Below are 17,170 nucleotides of genomic sequence, written 5' to 3' on the forward strand. Positions count from 1 at the left end.
ACGTCCCGCTCCCTCGTGGGGATCAGAAGGTGAGCTTCCAGCTGTCGATCTTGCCGGTGTCCAGGCTGGCCAGGTCGGCCACCCGGAGCTTCCAGGTTCCGGCCGCGACCTCGGAGGAGGCGTTGACCGTGAAGCTCTGGACGATGTTGTCCGCGCTGCCGCCGGTGCGGTTGCGCAGGTTGTAGACGGAGCCGTCCGGGGCGACGAGGTCGACCTTCAGGTCACCGACGTAGGTGTGGAGGATGTTCACGTCCACCTTGAGGGTGCTCGGGGCGTTGCCCGTGCGGCTCACGGTGATCGGGGACTCCACCGTGGAGTTGTCCGCGATCGCGAAGTCGGTCGTGTTCTCGAAGACCGACTGCTGCGTGGTGCCGACCGTCCAGACGAGGGAGGCCGTACCGGTCTGGTTCGCCGAGTCCGTCACCGTGATCGTGGTGTTGTACGTGCCGGCGGTGGAAGCGGTCCCGGAGATCAGGCCGTTCGAGGAGTTGATCGACAGCCCGGTCGGCAGACCGGTCGCCGAGTAGGTCAGGGCACCGGCGTTGGTGCTGCTGGCCTGGACCTGGAGGCTGACGGCGCTGCCCGTGACGGTGTTCTGGTTACCGGGGTTGGTGACCGAGACACCGGCGACGATGCGGGGACCGACGTTGATGCCGGCCCAGGCGTTGGCCACGTTGTTGTACGTGGTCGAGCCCACTCCGTACAGGTCGCCCGCGGCCTTCAGCGTCTGGATGCGGGCGTCCGCGTAGTTGGTGTTCGACTTGAAGTAGCCGACCGTCAGCGCGCGGAACCAGATCTTCGCGGCGGCGTCGCGGCCGATCGCGGTGACCGGCAGGTTGTCCGAGGTGGGCGAGTTGTAGCTCACGCCGTTGATGACCTTGGCGCCGGAGCCCTCGGACATCAGGTAGAAGACGTGGTTGGCCGGGCCCGAGGAGTAGTGGACGTCGATGCCGCCGATGCCCGAGTACCAGGCGTCCTTGGAGCCGCCGTCCTTGCTCGGCTTGTCCATGTAGCGCAGCGGCGTGCCGTCGCCGTTGATGTCGATCTTCTCGCCGACGAGGTAGTCACCCACGTCGGTGGGGTTGTTGGCGTTGAACTCGACGGCCGCAGCCATGATGTCGGAGGTCGCCTCGTTCAGGCCGCCGGGCTCGCCCGAGTAGGTCATGTTGCCGGTGACCGAGGTCAGACCGTGGGTCATCTCGTGCGCGGCCACGTCGATGGACGTCAGCGGGTGCGTGTTGCTGATGCCGTCGCCGTACGTCATGCAGAAGCAGGAGTCGTCCCAGAACGCGTTGACGTACGCGTTGCCGTAGTGGACCCGGCTGTACGGGGCCACGCCGTCGTTGCGCAGGCCGTTGCGGCCGTGCACGTTCTTGTAGTAGTCCCACGTCAGCGCGGCGCCGTAGTGCGCGTCGGCGGCGGCGGTGGCCCGGTTGGAGGCGGCGCCGGTGCCCCAGGTGTCGGACGTGGAGCTGAAGAGGGTGCCGGTGCCGGTGCCCGTGCCCCCGTTCAGGTCGTACGTCTTGTGGCTGCCGCGCGCGGCGTCGGTCAGCGTGAAGTTGCTGCCCGACTGCGAGGTGCCCAGCGTCACCTGACCGCTGTACATCGTGTTGCCGATGCCGGTCTCGATGGCCTGCCACTCGGTGATCTTCTCGCCGGTCTTGGCGTTGGTGACCACGTGCAGCGCGCTCGGGGTGCCGTCGTGCTGGAGCCCGCCGACGACGGTCTCGTAGGCGAGGACCGGGGCGCCGGTGGCGGCCCAGATCACCTTGCGGGCGCCCTTGTCGGCCTTGGCCTCCTTGGCACCCGCCGAGTTGGCGGAGGAGATCGCCGCACCCTCGGCCGTGGCCGGGGTGACGGTGGCGGTGGTGTCCGCGACCTTGACGTCCGCGTTGGTGGCCTTGGTGACGCTCTTGGTGACGCCGTCCTTGGCGTGGACGGTCAGGTCACCGCCGAGCACGGGTATCCCGTTGTAGGTGCGCTCGTACGTGGTGTGCGTGGTGCCGTCAGCGTCCTTGACCACGTCGCGGACGATGAGCTTCTCCGAGTCGGCGAGGCCGAGGGCCTTGGCCGCCTGCACGGTCGTGGAGTTCGCCGCGCTCAGGAGCGTCGCACGCTCCGAAGCGCTGAGGGCGCGGTTGGCCGCGCCAGGGTTGGGCTGGGCGACCGAACCGGACTTCGACGCGGTGGCGTCGGCGGTGGCGGTTCCTGTCTGGATGCCTACGGCGAGGAGAGCGGCCGCGGCAACAAGCGCGCCGGCCGTGGTGGCACGCCGCTGGGGGGTGGGACTCAACGCAGACTCCTTCTGCAAGGGGGGTTCCGGATGGCTGGGTGGGCCTCCGGGCAGACCGGGCTGGTGCGAAGAACGGTCGAAGAGTGCCACTTGGGAGGCGCAATGTCAGGGGCGCGTCAAAAGGTTGGCTGGAAACGGTCCGTTGTCCGAAGTGACGTATCCGGTATCCGGAACATTCACTTTGGCGTGGGACGGAAGTGCTCAGTATCCGGAATGTGCGGTACCGAACTCCAGCGCGGTGGCAGCAAGACGTCCGGTTCGCGGAAACGCCAATTACCGTACGGGTGTTTGTCGTACTGTTTCCCGGTGCGTCAGATGTTCACTGCCCGGGGAAGCAGCGGACTCGCGTCACTGTCATAAACCACGTGCCAGGGGGGGCCCATGAGGCATGTCCATATTCCTGTGCAAAGAGTGGCCAGAACGGCCAAAGAGGCTGTTGTGTCGGCCCGGAAGCTCGGAGACAAAGCGCGATGGTACCTGCCCGCCGCCGTCACTGCCGATCTTATCGGCGCGGGCGTGCCCGTTGGCCTGGTCTTTGAGGCTGCGCAGCAGGCCAGACCCGGTTACTGCGCCCTCGGCGCTGCCGTCGCCTGGGCCGGCGTGCAGGCGCTTCGGAGGCGGTACGCGGCCCGCCTGCTGGGGGAATCCCGGGGTGTCCTTCCGGTCGTACACGACTGGCTGATTCTGATCGGCGTACTCGCCGTGGCCCGCGTGATCACCGATGAGAACACCCCCCGACTGTCCGCGCTGGGCGCCCTGTTGCCCGCTCTGTTCGTGACCGTCGCCTGCCACAAACTGACCTACCGCCACCTCTCCGCCGCCCGGCGCGAGGCCCAGGCGGTGAGCCGGGTGCTCGTCGTCGGCGAGCCCGACGCCGCCGAGTCCGTCATCGGGCACCTCGCCGCGCGCACCGACCACCCCTACGTGGTCGTCGGCGTGGTCCCGGTCGGGCCCGGCGAGATGGCCAGCGGGGTGCCCGTCGCGGCCCGGCTCGGCCCGGCGATGGCGCCGACCCCGCACGGGGACTCCGGCGCCGTGCTCGGAGCCGTCGCCGCCCACCACGCCGACCTGGTGCTCGTCGCCCCGGGGGCCCGGCTCGGGGGGGACCGGCTGCGCCGGATCGCCTGGGCCCTGCACGACGCCGGGCTCGAACTGGCGGTCTTCCCCGGGCTGGTGGAGGTCTCCGTCAAGCGGCTGGAGACCCTGTCCGCGGGCGGTCTGGCCGTGCTGCGGGTGGCGCCGCCGGTGAGCGGGGGCGTGCAGGGCGTGCTGAAGTCCGTACTGGACCGGGTGGCCGCGACGGTCGGGCTGGTGCTGCTCTCGCCGGCGTTCCTCGGAACGGTCCTCGCGATCCGGCTCGGCTCGCGCGGACCGGCCTTCTACCGGCAGCGGCGCATCGGGCGGGACGGGGTCCCGTTCGTCATGTGGAAATTCCGCACCATGGTCGTGGACGCGGACGCGCTGAAGGCCGAGTTATCCGGCTCGAACGAGAACGACGGCCTGATGTTCAAGATGCGCCGCGACCCCCGGGTGACCCGGATCGGCCGGCTGCTGCGCCGCACCTCCATGGATGAACTGCCGCAGCTGATCAATGTGATGGCGGGGAACATGTCGCTGGTCGGCCCGCGGCCGCCGCTGCCCGAGGAGGTGGCGAAGTACGACGAGGTCGAGCTGCGCCGGCTCACCGTGCGGCCGGGGATGACCGGGCTGTGGCAGATCAGCGGCCGGTCCGACCTGTCCTGGGACGAGACGATCCAACTCGACCTGCAGTACGTGGACAACTGGTCCTTCACCAGTGACGTCGACGTCATGGGCCGCACGCTCCGAGCCGTGGTCGACGGACGCGGAGCCTACTGAGGGCCGTTGCCCCCGGCCCGGCCCGACCCGCCCCAGCGGGGCCAGGCCGGACGGGTCGCGTCCCGGTGTCCGAATTCACCGGGACCACGGTCGACTCGGGCATTCGGCAGGTCGGGGACCAACGGGCGGGGGCAGGCGTCCGCATGGAACTCCGAGGCCATATATTGCACCTACGATTTGCCGTGTCCCGGTCATTCGCGCAGCTGTGTGCGGGTGTGGCCGGACCAAACCTGCCATATGCCCGTAGTGCACCCTCCGCCCTCACGCGAGCCCTGGTCTGCGCCGGCACATATGGCTGTTCGGGTAGTTCCAGCCGTTGAAAACCGGGCCGTTGCCCTGGGGGGCTCATGCGTAGATCCAGAGGGCTTGCTGCCGCCCTCGCCCTGACGCTGGCCGGAGCCGGCACCGGCATAGGCATCGTGCTGATACCGCAGGCGTCGGCCATCACACAGCCCGTGGCCTTCACCGCCGACAACCTGCCGACGTGGCAGCCGAACGGCACCGTCTTCGCCATGGCCCAGGCCAACGGCACGGTCTTCGCCGGTGGCACCTTCTCGGCCGTCCGCCCGCCGGACGGCGCGGGCGGAGCCGAGCAGGAAGCCGTGAACTTCGTCGCCCTCGACGCGGCGACCGGAGCCCCGAGCTCCTGCAAGCTCTCCTTCACCGCCGACGAAGGCGGCGCGACCGTGCGCGCGCTGACCGTCTCGAAGGACGACAAGACCCTGTACGCGGCCGGCTACTTCGGCGCCGTCAACGGCACCCCGGTCTCCAGCCTCGCCGCCATCAACATCAAGACCTGCACCCCCAAGGCCTCGTTCCACCCCAGGTTCCCCGCCACCGTGCGCGCGCTCGCCGTCTCCGACGACACCCTGTACGCGGCCGGGGACTTCAGCACCGTCGAAGGCGCGCCCCGCGGGCGGTTCGCCGCGGTCGACGCCGCCTCCGGTGCGCTCCGGCCCTTCGTCGCCGATGCCGACGAGCCCGGCCGCGCCATCGAAGTCGACAACGATGGCAAGAACGTCCTGCTGGGCGGTGACTTCTTCACCGTCAACGGAGCCAAGAGCCACGCGCTGGCGGTCGTGAACGCCACCACCGGCGCCGTCGCCAAGACCTACGGCAGCATCCCGGCGGACTCGGTCGTCACGCACATCGCGGCCGACGCCACCGGCTACTACACCGCCAACGAGGGCACCGGCGGCGGTGCCTTCGGCGGCCGCATCGGCCTCGGCACCGACTTCGGCGAGAAGTGGCGCGACCGCTGCCTCGGCGCGACACAGTTCGTCCTGCCGTACGACGGGGTCCTCTACAGCTCCTCGCGCGCGCACGACTGCTCGCTCGAGGGCCAGTTCCCCGACGGCAGGAGCAGCTCCCTGCTCGCGCAGCTGACCGACCACGCGGGCGCCGCACCCGCGCCCGTGGGCGGCTTCGTGCGCAGCCCCGCGAAGCTGGGCTGGCACCCCACCGCCGACGGGGGTCCCGGCGAGGGCGTCGGAGCGCGCGCGATGGCCATCGCGGAGCGGAACGGCACCAAGTACATGTGGGTGGGCGGTGATTTCACCCAGGTCAACGGGAGGCCCCAGCGGGCCCTGACCCGCTTCGCCTCCACCGGCGACGTCGGCGCCCCGACCACCCCGGTCGCCAGCGTCTCCAGCGTCGAGCCCGGAGAGGTCCAGGTCCGCTGGCGCGCCGGCTACGACCCGGACGACAGCAGGCTGACCTACCGGATCTACCGCAACGGTTCGACGACCCCGGTCGCCACCGTCGGCGCGGACTCCCTGGAATGGCAGCGCCGGCAGGTCTCCTGGACCGACACCACGGTCAAGGCGGGCGTGTCCTACAGCTACCAGGTGACCGCGACCGACGCCGCGGGCAACACCAGCGCCCTGTCGGCGGGCGTCTCGGTGACGGTGCCGCACGCGGTGGTCGCGTACCCCAAGCAGATCCGCGCGGACGGCGCCGGCCTGTACTGGCGCTACGACGACACCGTCAGCCCCTACGTCGCCGACTCCTCGGACGGCGGCAACACCGGCGGCATCCAGCTGGGCGCCCCGGCGCTGCGCCAGACCCCCGGCGCCGTCACCGGAGCCAGCACGGCCATGGGCTTCAACGGCACCAGCCAGCAGGTGTACAGCGACCACCGCCAGACGGTCGGCAGCTCGTACTCCATCGAGACCTGGTTCAGGGCGAACTCCACGCGCGGCGGCAAGCTGGTCGGCTTCGGCAACAACACCGACCGCAACAGCAGCGAAGGCGACAAGCAGATCTACCTGACCGACACCGGCCGGATCTTCTTCGGCGTCGACTCCGGCGGGCCGAAGACCGTCTCCACCGGTCCCACCGAAGCCTTCAACGACAGCAAATGGCACCACGTCGTCGCCACGCAGGGCCCCTCCGGCATGACGCTGTACGTGGACGGCCAGGCCAAGGGCACACTGGGCGTCACGGGCTCCCGGCCGATCGAGGGCTTCTGGCACGTCGGCGGAGACACCCTCGGCAGCTGGCCGTCCAGGCCGGCCGGCGACTTCTTCGCCGGACAGATCGACGAGACGGCCGTCTACCCGAAGGTGCTGACCCAGGCCCAGGCCAAGAACCACTTCGACCTGGCCAAGGCGCCCACCGACACGGTCTCCAAGGTCAACGCGACCGAGGACACCTACATCGACCAGGGCGCACCCACCACCCCCTACGGAGCCTCCACCTCGCTCGCGGTGCGCGGTACCTCGGCCTACGAGACGTACCTGCGCTTCGACACCCCGGCGGCCCCGGCCGGCCAGGTGCTGAAGTCCGCCGTGCTGCAGGTCAAGACCACGACGGCGGCGGGCGCCGGTACGGGCGACACCGTCTCCGTGGTCCCGGTCACCGGCACCTGGAGCGGTGCGGGCACCAGCTTCAAGACGAAGCCGACCCTCGGCACCGCCCCGCTCGGCTCCTTCGCGGGCGTGCCGGACGGCTCGGGGGTGCGGACCGCGCAGCTGGACACGGCAGCGCTCTCCACGGTGCTGGGCACCAGCTACAGCCTGGGCCTGACGAGCACGGGAACCGACCCGCTGTGGATCTGGTCCTCGGAGGCGACGGCCGCGGACGCGATGCCGCAGCTGGTCCTCACCTTCGGCGCGAAGTGACGGGAGCCACCTGATGTACCGACGCTCCGCGGCGGCCGCCGTCCTGCTGGCCGCCGCCCTGACGCTGACCGCCTGCGGTTCGGACGGGGAGGGCAGGGCCGAGGCCTCGGCCTCGAAGCCCAAGCCGCCGGCCGCGTCCCCGGTCGCCGACCCCGCGGACGCCCCGGCGGCGCCCGCGGCGGACTCCAAGCCGACGGGCCCCGTCCTGCCGGACGCCAGGCTCACCCCGAAGACGGGCAGCTTCACCGCGGTGGAGAAGCAGTACCTGAGCGGGCGGGTTCCCGAGAAGGCGGATCCGGCGGCCGTCCTCCAGGGTGGCCAGGAGTCCTGCCAGCGGGTGCGGCGCACCGCGGAGCACGACCGGGACGCGGCGGTCGGCTCCCTCGTGGCCGGGGAGGTCCCGGGCGCGAAGGACGCGATCGCCTTCCTCTGCCCGGACCAGCTGCCGGTCCTCGCGGCGGCCGGGCAGGGCTTCCCGGACGGCACGAAGCGCTCCCCGTCGGCGGGCACGTACCGCGCGCTGACCCGGAGCACCACATGCGGCTGGGAAGCCAGGGGCAAGGAGGGCGCCGTCCTCTCCTCGGGTCCGCAGACCCCGCCGAAGGCGGGCGACAGGATCACCGCCACGATCCCGGCGGGCACGGCGGAGTTCGTCTCCAGCGGCTGCTACGCCTGGATCCCCTCTTCCTGACTTCAGGAAAACACAACGGATGAATAAGTGTATCTACTCAACTTTTACATCGGATACACCGCACCGTTAGAGTGGTGCCATGACCGAGACAGTGGGACGCCGTGAACGCAAGAAGGCCCAGACCCGCAAGGCGCTGGCCGACGCGGCCCTGCGCCTGTTCCAGGAACGCGGGTACGACAAGGTCGGCGTCCGTGAGGTGGCGGAGGCGGCCGACGTCTCCGTGACCACGCTGTTCAAGCACTTCCCGAGCAAGGAAGCGCTGGTCTTCGACGAGGACGAGGACGTCGAGGCCGCGCTCGTCGCGGCCGTACGGGACCGCGCGCCGGGGCAGTCCGTCCTGCACTCCCTGCGCGACCACCTCGTGACCACGCGCGCGACCCGGCAGATGGACGACCCCGCGGTCATCGCGCACATCACCCTGGTCCGCGAGACCCCGGAACTCCAGGAGTACTGGGACCGGATGTGGCGGCGCCACGAGTTCGCCCTGGCCGCGGCCATCGCCGAGGCCTCGGGCGCGCCGGAGGGCGACCTCAGGTCCGCGGCCCTGGCCCGCTTCGCCCTGGACACCACGAGCCTGATCCGCGGCCAGGCCGACCCGCAGGGAGCCATGCGCGCCCTGTTCGCCCTCCTGGAAGCGGGCTTCGGCTCCGACCCGAGCTGAGCCGCGGCGCGGCCCCCGGCCGGATCGGCCCCGGCCGGGTCAGTCCACCACCTTCAGCAGCAGCACCGCGCGGGCCGGGACCGTCAGGGTCTCGCCCCCGCGGTGGCGGGTGGCGGGGGCGACCGTCTGGTCCTCCCTGGCGGTGTCCAGGACCAGTTCGTACGACGCGGCCCACGGAGCCCCCGGCAGCACCCACGCCACCGGCCGGTCCCCGGCGTGCAGCAGCGCCAGGAAACTGTCGTCCGTCACCTGCCGGCCCCGCTCGTCGCGGCCCGGGATGTCCCGCCCCGACAGGTACATCCCCACCGCGGCGGCCGGGGCGTACCAGTCCCGCTCGGTCATCTCCGCCCCCGCCGGGGTGAACCAGGCCAGGTCCCGCAGCCCGTCCGCGCCCTGCGGGTTCCCGGAGAAGAACGCCCGCCTCCGCAGTACCGGATGGGCCCGGCGCAGCTCCAGCAGCCGCCGGGTCAGCGACAGCAGCCCCTGCCAGGAGGGGTCCGAGAGCAGTGACCAGTCCACCCAGCTCGTCCCGTTGTCCTGGCAGTAGGCGTTGTTGTTGCCGCCCTGGGTCCGGCCGAACTCGTCGCCCGCCACCAGCATCGGCACCCCGGTCGACAGGAGCAGGGTGGTGAGGAGGTTGCGCAGCTGGCGGCGGCGCAGCGCCCCGATCCGCGCGTCGTCCGTCTCCCCCTCGGCCCCGCAGTTCCACGACCGGTTGTCGTTGGTCCCGTCCCGGCCGTCCTCCCCGTTGGCCTCGTTGTGCTTGGACTCGTAGCTCACCAGGTCGCGCAGGGTGAAACCGTCGTGCGCGGTGATGAAGTTGACCGAGGCGTACGGCCGCCGCCCGCCCCACGCGTACAGGTCGCTGGACCCCGACAGCCGGTACCCCAGATCCCGTACGTCGGGCAGCGAGCCCCGCCAGAAGTCCCGTACGGCGTCCCGGTAGCGGTCGTTCCACTCCGTCCACAGCGGCGGGAACGCCCCCACCTGGTAGCCGCCCGAGCCCACGTCCCACGGCTCGGCGATCAGCTTCACCCGCCGCAGCACCGGATCCTGGGCGATCACCGCGAGGAAGGGCGACAGCATGTCCACGTCGTGCATCGAGCGGGCCAGCGCCGCCGCCAGGTCGAACCGGAAGCCGTCCACCCCCATCTCCGTCACCCAGTACCGCAGCGAGTCGGTGATCAGCCGCAGCACGTGCGGGCGCCCGGCGTGCAGGGTGTTCCCGCAGCCCGTGTAGTCGGCGTAGCGGCGCTGGTCCGACTGGAGCCGGTAGTACGCGCGGTTGTCGATCCCGCGCAGCGACAGCGTCGGGCCCAGCTCTCCGGCCTCCGCCGTGTGGTTGTAGACCACGTCGAGGATGACTTCGATCCCGGCCGCGTGCAGGGCCCTGACCATCCGTTTGAACTCGCCGACCTGCTGCCCGGCGGTACCGCTGGAGGAGTAGCCGGCGTGCGGGGCGAAGTAGCCGATCGAGTTGTAGCCCCAGTAGTTGCGCAGCCCGCGGCGCAGCAGGTGGTCCTCGTGCGCGAACTGGTGGACCGGCAGCAGCTCCACCGCCGTCACCCCGAGCCCGGTGAGGTGCTCGATCGCCGCCGGATGCGCGAGGCCCGCGTAGGTGCCGCGAAGGTGCTCGGGGATGCCGGGATGGCGCATCGTGAACCCGCGCACGTGGAGTTCGTAGATGACCGAATCGGCCCAGGGGGTCTTGGGCCGGACGTCGTCCGCCCAGTCGTCGTCATCGTGGACCACGACCCCCTTGGGGACGTGCGGGGCCGAGTCCCGGTCGTCGCGCACGGTGTCCGCGATGTACTGCTGCGGCCAGTCGCGGACGTGTCCGTACACCTCCGGCGGCAAGGTGAAGTCCCCGTCCACGGCGCGTGCGTACGGGTCCAGGAGCAGCTTCGCCGGATTGTGGCGGGCCCCCGTCCACGGGTCCCAGCGGCCGTGGACCCGGAACCCGTACCGCTGCCCGGGGCGCACGCCCGGCAGGAAGCCGTGCCAGATCTCGTGCGTGAGCTCCGTCAGGGCGCACCGGGTCTCGGTCCCGTCCTCCTCGAACAGGCACACCTCCACCGCCTCCGCGCCCTGGGCCCACAGGGCGAAGTTGGTCCCGGCGGCGCCGTCCGGGCCGCGGTGGAACCGGGCCCCCAGCGGATGCGAGGACCCGGGCCACGCCGGCGGTCCCGGGCGGGTCCGGGGCCGTGCCGGACGGCCCCTGAGCAGGGCGCTCAGCTGGCGGTTCCCGTTGCCGCTTCCGATGCCGTTGCCGTTCTCGCCACCGTGTCCGTTTCCGTTTCCGTGTGCCCCGGGGGGTCCCTCCGGGTGCAACTCCTGCCCGTCGGCGGGCGGAACGGGCGCGGCCGTCCCGCCGCTCCGTACCTCACCCGCGACGGCTTCCACCGCCTCTTGCTCGGCTGCGCTCGACACTGCCCGCCTCCACGGCTCTCGGTACCGGCGGGGGCAGGGGAAGTGCGGCCCCGGCGTCCCGGCCAGGGCCCGCCCCCGTCTGGTCCTTCCCACTGTTCTGCCCGGACTGTTCTGCCCCGAACGTGGGCCGCGCCCACGTTTCCCCCACAGGGCCCCGGTCGTTGGAGGAGCGTGACTCATCTGAAGAGGCGGGCAGGGGCGGGATTGGCCGCCGTGGCGGTGTGGGCGGGCCTCCTCGGAGGCCTGGCCGGATGCACGGAGAACGGCGGCTCCCCGATCGAGATCCAGCTGCCCGGCAAACCCCGGTCACCGGAGGAGGCGATCCGGATCACCCCGGACGACAACGCCAAGGGGGTCCCGGCCGAGGGTCCGCTGACGGTGACCGTGCCCGAGGGCCGCCTCGAGCGCGTCGTGGTCACCAAGGTGGAGGACGCCCAGGAGGACAAGGTGCCCGGCGCCATCGCCGACGACGGGCTCAGCTGGAGCCCCGCCGCGGGGTCCGGACGGCTCGCGCTCGCGGCCAAGTACACGGTGGACGCGGTCGCCCTCGACGGGCACAACCGGCGCCAGGCCCGGCACACCACTTTCACCACCTACGTTCCCGAGGAGAGGTTCATCGGGTACTTCAAGCCGGAGAACCGCTCGACCGTCGGTACCGGCATGATCATCTCCTTCGGATTCAACCGGTCCATCGAGCGGCGCGCCGACGTGGAGCGCGCCATCACCATCACCTCCGACCCGGCCGTGGAGGTGGCGGGCCACTGGTTCGGTGACGAGCGGCTCGACTTCCGGCCCAAGCAGTACTGGAAGCCCGGCACCGAGGTCACGGTGCGGATGAAGCTGCGCGACGTGGAGGGCGCGTCCGGCTCGTACGGAATCCAGGACAAGACCATCCGCTTCACCGTGGGCCGCTCCCAGATCTCCAAGGTGGACGCCGCCGCCCACACCATGGAGGTCCGGCGCGACGGCGAGCTGCTGTCCACCGTGCCGATCACCGCCGGAGCGCCCAAGAACACCACCTACAACGGCAAGATGGTGGTGATGGAGCTCTTCGACGTCACCCGGATGAACGGGCAGACGGTGGGCTTCGGCGGGGAGTACGACATCCCCGACGTCCCGCACGCCATGCGCCTCACCCGCTCCGGGACCTTCCTGCACGGCAACTACTGGGCCAGCCCGGACACCTTCGGCTCCACCAACGCCAGCCACGGCTGCATCGGACTGCGCGACAACAAGGGCGGCGGCTCGGACACTCCGGCCGGCTGGTTCTTCGACCGCAGCATGGTCGGCGACGTGGTGGAGGTCGTGAACTCCCAGGACAAGACGGTGGCCGCCGACAACGGGCTGGGCGGCTGGAACATGGCGTGGACGGCCTGGGTCGCCGGCTCCGCCATCGGCTGACGCCCCGGCGGCCGACCGTCCGCCCGCCCGCCCGCCGCTGCCGCGGCATACGCCCCAGTCGGGTGATTGTCGTACCGGAATGCCGTAGCGGACGAGTGTCGGTCCGCCCGGCGCGCCGGTGCCCGCCGCCAGCCTGTACGGGCCCACCCGCACGCGGCGGCAGGCAACGGACGGAGCGTCATGTCAGCAAGGAAATGGACCCTCGGCCCCCTGGGGCTCGCCCTCACGGCCGTACTGGCCGCAGGGGCCCCGGTGGCCCTCGCTGCGCCGGCCGCGCCGGGTCCCGGTGGGCAGCCGCCGGCGCCGGCCCGGGAGGCCGCGGCCCGCCGGGCCCCGCTGCCGGGCGGGCTCGGCCCCTGCCTCGGCCCCCGCTGCCCCGATCCGTTCCCGCCCATCGAGGTCGGCACCGACCCCAACGGCTACGACGAGGGCATCAATATCTTCGTCGGCGCCGACTTCCTGGTCCGCGAGCGCGCCGCCGAGGCCGAGGGCAAGGTCGTGGTCCTCGGCAGCTTCGACCAGAACAAGAACCTGGCGGAGGCAGGCGGGGGTTACAACATCGGCGTCGTCGGCGCGGGCTCGCTGGTGCGGCCCCCGGCGGGATCGGACTTCCTCACCACCGGCCGCAACGTCAACATCGCCGCCAACCAGCGGCTGATCTCCGACGGCGGCGTCGTCCGCCACGCGGGCACCGCACCCGGCCCCGGCACCGTCACCGGCACCCTGCGGGCCGACCCGGCCGCCGTCACCCCGTACGCCGGCCTGCGCGACCAGCTCACCTCCGCGAGCCACTGCTACGCCCGGGTCGACGGCCGCACCCGACCCGCCACGGGCACCGCCGTCAACCAGAACGGCTTCACCGTCTTCACCGGGGACAACACCTCCCGGCTCCAGGTCTTCAACGTGGACTTCGACATGGTGGGCGCGACCGGCGGAGCCATCGGCATCCGCTTCGACCGGATCCCGGCCGGCGCCACCATCCTCGTCAACGTCCTGGGCACCCGCCGTACGGTGAGCACCTTCAGCGGCAGCATCAACGACAGCGGGCCGTCCGCCGACGCGTGGAACGGCTACCGCACCCGGCTGCTGTGGAACTTCCCGGACGCCACCGCGGTCGAGCTGACCGGCAGCGGGCAGTTCCAGGGCAGCGTCCTCGTCGGCGAGCAGACCTCGCGCACCGTGCTCACCCTGCCCGGCACCAACGGCCGCTTCTTCACCACCGGCGAGCTCGTCCACACCAGCCTGCGGGGCGGCGGCCAGGAGCTGCACGCCTACCCCTTCAACGGCGACCTGCCCGCCTGTGGGGAGCAGGTCCCCACCACGGGCCGGGTCTCCGTCATCAAGCAGGACTCCGCCGACAGGCCGCTGGCCGGAGCCACCTACGAGCTGTGGCACGAGACCAACGGAGTCCCCGGAGCCCAGTTCACGGCCTCCGGCGGTGACACCAAGGTCGCCGACTGCGTCACCCCGGCGAACGGCACCTGCTCCCGCACCGTCCCGCTCGGCACGTACTACTGGCGCGAGACCAAGGCGCCGGACGGGTACGAGCTCGCGGAGAACTCCGTCGCCGAACTGACCCTGAACCAGCAGAACGCCTCCGCGGGCGCGAGCAGCCGCATGAGCAACGCCAAGCTCCCGGCCGGCGCCGAGGTGGTGCTGCGCAAGTCGGACAAGGACAGCGGGGCGCTCCTGCCCGGCGCCCGGTTCGAGCTGTGGCGCGAGACCAACGACGTCGCGGGCCTGCAGACCGGCGGAGGGGACCCGGACGAGAAGCTCGAAGGCTCCTGCACCACCGACGCACGGGGCAGTTGCACGGTCCAGCTGCCCGTCGGCGAGCGGTACTACTGGCGGGAGACGCAGGCACCGGCCGGCTACGACCTGCTCGAGGACCCGGTCATCGCCTTCGACCTCGACGAGGGCGACGTACGGACCGGCCGCGTGGTCAACGTCCAGAACCAGAAGCCGAAGAAGCCCGACCACGACGGGACGATCAAGGTCCTGAAGAAGGACGCGAAGACGAAGAAGGCGCTGCGTGGCGCGGTGTTCGAGGTCTGGAAGGAGACCAACAACACCAAGGGCCTCCAGACCCGCGGGATCAACGCCGACCGCAAGGTCGCCTCGGGCTGCGCCACCGACCGGGCGGGCGTCTGCGAGTTCCGCGGGCTGGAGGACGGCTGGTACTACGTGCTCGAGACGGACGTCCCCGAGGGCTACGTCCTGCCGCGGAACCGCGTCACCGGCCCCCTGCACCTGGACGGGCAGACCCCGGGCAGGCGCCTGGTGGTCACCCTCGAGAACAAGCGCGACGAGCACGGCAAGGGCCCCAGGCGGGTCTTCGGCGCCGGCTGATCCCCGCCGGGCCGTCAGGGCGGGCTCCCCGCCCCGACGGCCCGCCCCGATGGGCCGCCCGGGTGGGCCGGTGACCCTACCGGCGCACCCGGCGGGCCGGGTCGGCCCCGGTCCGGTTGGCTCGGGTCCAGCGGCCCGGCCGGCGGGCGCGAGGAGGCCCGTATGAGCACAGGTGGCGCGCCGAACGCGATAGGCAGGGCGGCCCTCACGGCCGCGATCCTCGCGGCGGCGGCCCTCGGCCCGCTGCCCCCGGCCGCAGCGGTCGGGCCCGACCCCGATCCCGACTCCGCCGCCGTCGCCTCCGCGGAAACCGAGGCCGAGGCCGAGGCGGCCTGCACCGCCGGGACCGGGCCCTACCAGCGGGAGATGGAGGGGTACCTGCGGCGGAAGGCCGACGGGGTGCAGGACGAGGGGGACTGCGCGGCGATCCGGCGGTTCCAGCAGGGGAACGGGATCCGGCCCGCGGACGGGTACGCCGGACTGGCCACCTACCGGAACATGATCGCCGTGGCCGCCCGCTCCAACCCCAACGCGGCCCGCGCCTGTCCCGTCCGCCCGCACCGGGTGACCTGCGTGGACCTGGAGCGGCAGTTGCTCTGGGTCCAGCGCGACAGCAAGGTCGTCTTCGCTCCCGTGCCCGTCCGCACCGGCCGTGACGACCAGGAGACCCGCACCGGCTGGCACGAGGTCTACTGGCGCAGCAAGGACCACAAGTCCACGCTCTACGACGACGCCCCCATGCCCTACGCCCAGTTCTTCGACGAGGGCCAGGCGCTCCACGGGCGCCCCGGGAACCTCTACGCCCACGGCGGCTCCGCCGGCTGCGTCAACCTCTCCGTCCCCGACGCGGCACGGCTGTGGGACCTGCTCACCGAGGGCGATGCCGTCTACGTATGGGGCACCAAGCCCGGCACGGAGGGGTGACACGCCGAAAACCCTGACTCTTGGGACGGAATGGTGACACGTTCGTGCCATCCCGTCATCCCCGCCTGTGATTTCCTGGCGAGAAGCGCGCGACTGTCCGTGCGCGGGGGACATGGGGAGAACAAGAGTGAACCTGCAGCCGATACGCGGCCGCCGCGCCCGCACCGGCCTGCCGGCCCTCCTGCTGGGCGCGGCCCTGCTGTTCGCCACCGCCTGCAGTGGCGGTGGCGGCAACGGTGGTGGCGCCGGCGGGAGCGGTGGCGGCACCGGGGGTACCGGTACGACCGGCACCGAGGCGTCGAAGGCCGTCGTGAGCATCAAGCCGGACGACGGGGCCAAGGAAGTCGCCACCAGTGGCATCCTCAAGATATCGAGCACCGGCGGCAAGCTCAGTACGGTCACCGTCGCCGACACCAAGGGCAACGCGGTGGAGGGCAAGCTCGCCGATGACGGCGCGAGCTGGGAGCCCTCCCGCAACCTCGCCTCCGCCACCGAGTACAAGGTCCACGCGGTGGCCAAGGACGAGGCCGGCCGGGAGTCCGCGAAGGACACCACCTTCACGACCCTCACCCCGGCCAACACGTTCATAGGCCAGTACACGCCCGAGGACGGCGCGACCGTCGGCGTGGGCATGCCGGTCTCGATCAACTTCTCCCGCGGCATCACCAACCCCGAAGCCGTCGAGAAGGCCATCTCGGTGACGGCCGAGCCCGCCGTACCCGTCGAGGGCCACTGGTTCGGCAACGACCGCCTCGACTTCCGCCCCGAGAAGTACTGGGCGGCCGGCACCAAGGTCACCCTGAAGCTCGCGCTCGACGGGGTCGAAGGCCGCCCGGGGGTCTACGGCAAGCAGACCCGTACGGTCACCTTCACCATCGGCCGCTCCCAGGTCACCACGGTCGACGCCGCGGAGCACGAGATGCAGGTCGTCCGCGACGGCCAGGTGCTCAAGAACATCCCGATCACCGCCGGCGCCCCCGCGAACACCACGTACAACGGGCAGATGGTCATCAGCGAGAAGTACAAGGTGACCCGGATGAACGGCGCCACGGTCGGCTTCGGCGGCGAGTACGACATCTCCGACGTCCCGCACGCGATGCGCCTGACCAACTCGGGCACCTTCGTCCACGGCAACTACTGGGCCTCGTCCAGCACGTTCGGCAGCGAGAACGTCAGCCACGGCTGCGTGGGCCTGAAGGACGTGCGCGGCGCGGGCGACGGCGACCAGCCGGCCGCGTGGTTCTTCAACGAGTCGCTGATCGGCGACGTGGTCGTCGTGAAGAACTCCAAGGACAAGACGGTGGCCCCCGACAACGGCCTCAACGGCTGGAACATGGACTGGGCGGAGTGGATCAAGTAGTCCCGTCCGACGCGTAGTACAGGTGGCCCGGTGCTGTGACCTACAGCACCGGGCCACCCGTCGTTAACCGGCGCTAACCTTC

10 protein-coding genes are annotated in these 17,170 nt (G+C 71.4%); 8 read left to right on the plus strand and 2 right to left on the minus strand.

The features are described 5' to 3' along the window. Positions 1-22: 22 nt before the first annotated feature. Complete coding sequence (locus OHU74_RS25225; protein WP_371617985.1) at positions 23-2,293, minus strand: M4 family metallopeptidase; 2,271 nt, start codon at positions 2,291-2,293, stop codon at positions 23-25. Between the two features lie 381 nt (positions 2,294-2,674). Here OHU74_RS25225 and OHU74_RS25230 point away from each other — a divergent pair, with 381 nt between their 5' ends. From OHU74_RS25230 to OHU74_RS25245, 4 genes are all read left to right on the plus strand, one after another. Then, complete coding sequence (locus tag OHU74_RS25230) at positions 2,675-4,150, plus strand: sugar transferase (RefSeq protein WP_371617986.1); 1,476 nt, start codon at positions 2,675-2,677, stop codon at positions 4,148-4,150. Between the two features lie 347 nt (positions 4,151-4,497). Continuing rightward, a complete protein-coding gene (locus OHU74_RS25235; protein ID WP_371617987.1) occupies positions 4,498-7,272 on the plus strand; it encodes a LamG-like jellyroll fold domain-containing protein in 2,775 nt (924 codons plus the stop codon). Positions 7,273-7,285: 13 nt separating this feature from the next. Next, positions 7,286-7,963, plus strand: a complete 678-nt coding sequence (locus OHU74_RS25240) for a hypothetical protein (RefSeq protein ID WP_371617988.1) — start codon at positions 7,286-7,288, stop codon at positions 7,961-7,963. A gap of 79 nt (positions 7,964-8,042) precedes the next feature. Continuing rightward, the gene (locus OHU74_RS25245) at positions 8,043-8,624 is read left to right on the plus strand and encodes a TetR/AcrR family transcriptional regulator (RefSeq protein ID WP_371617989.1); all 582 of its coding nucleotides are present in this window, start codon (positions 8,043-8,045) and stop codon (positions 8,622-8,624) included. Between the two features lie 39 nt (positions 8,625-8,663). Here OHU74_RS25245 and glgX read toward each other — a convergent pair whose 3' ends face one another. After that, entirely contained in the window at positions 8,664-10,859 is a 2,196-nt protein-coding gene (gene glgX / locus OHU74_RS25250) for a glycogen debranching protein GlgX (protein ID WP_371619804.1), read from the minus strand. Between the two features lie 375 nt (positions 10,860-11,234). Between glgX and OHU74_RS25255 the strand changes: the two genes are divergently transcribed. From OHU74_RS25255 to OHU74_RS25270, 4 genes are all read left to right on the plus strand, one after another. Further along, positions 11,235-12,455, plus strand: a complete 1,221-nt coding sequence (locus OHU74_RS25255) for an Ig-like domain-containing protein (protein WP_371619805.1) — start codon at positions 11,235-11,237, stop codon at positions 12,453-12,455. Positions 12,456-12,635: 180 nt separating this feature from the next. Next, a complete protein-coding gene (locus tag OHU74_RS25260; RefSeq protein WP_371617990.1) occupies positions 12,636-14,804 on the plus strand; it encodes a choice-of-anchor A family protein in 2,169 nt (722 codons plus the stop codon). Between the two features lie 162 nt (positions 14,805-14,966). Further along, positions 14,967-15,728, plus strand: coding sequence for a L,D-transpeptidase family protein (locus tag OHU74_RS25265; protein ID WP_371617991.1), 762 nt, complete (start codon positions 14,967-14,969; stop codon positions 15,726-15,728). Positions 15,729-15,840: 112 nt separating this feature from the next. Continuing rightward, positions 15,841-17,088: an Ig-like domain-containing protein gene (locus OHU74_RS25270; protein ID WP_371617992.1), complete on the plus strand. Its 1,248-nt coding sequence runs from the start codon at positions 15,841-15,843 to the stop codon at positions 17,086-17,088. The last annotated feature ends 82 nt before the right edge of the window (positions 17,089-17,170 follow it).

The sequence above is a fragment of the Streptomyces sp. NBC_00454 genome, assembly GCF_041434015.1.
Taxonomy (GTDB): domain Bacteria; phylum Actinomycetota; class Actinomycetes; order Streptomycetales; family Streptomycetaceae; genus Streptomyces.

Excerpts from the sequence above, each read along its gene's own strand:
- OHU74_RS25235 (WP_371617987.1), top strand. The coding sequence starts at position 4,498 with ATGCGTAGATCCAGAGGGCTTGCTGCCGCCCTCGCCCTGACGCTGGCC.
- OHU74_RS25270 (WP_371617992.1), top strand. The coding sequence starts at position 15,841 with ATGGGGAGAACAAGAGTGAACCTGCAGCCGATACGCGGCCGCCGCGCC.
- OHU74_RS25260 (WP_371617990.1), top strand. The coding sequence starts at position 12,636 with ATGTCAGCAAGGAAATGGACCCTCGGCCCCCTGGGGCTCGCCCTCACG.
- OHU74_RS25245 (WP_371617989.1), top strand. The coding sequence starts at position 8,043 with ATGACCGAGACAGTGGGACGCCGTGAACGCAAGAAGGCCCAGACCCGC.
- OHU74_RS25230 (WP_371617986.1), top strand. The coding sequence starts at position 2,675 with ATGAGGCATGTCCATATTCCTGTGCAAAGAGTGGCCAGAACGGCCAAA.
- OHU74_RS25240 (WP_371617988.1), top strand. The coding sequence starts at position 7,286 with ATGTACCGACGCTCCGCGGCGGCCGCCGTCCTGCTGGCCGCCGCCCTG.
- OHU74_RS25265 (WP_371617991.1), top strand. The coding sequence starts at position 14,967 with ATGAGCACAGGTGGCGCGCCGAACGCGATAGGCAGGGCGGCCCTCACG.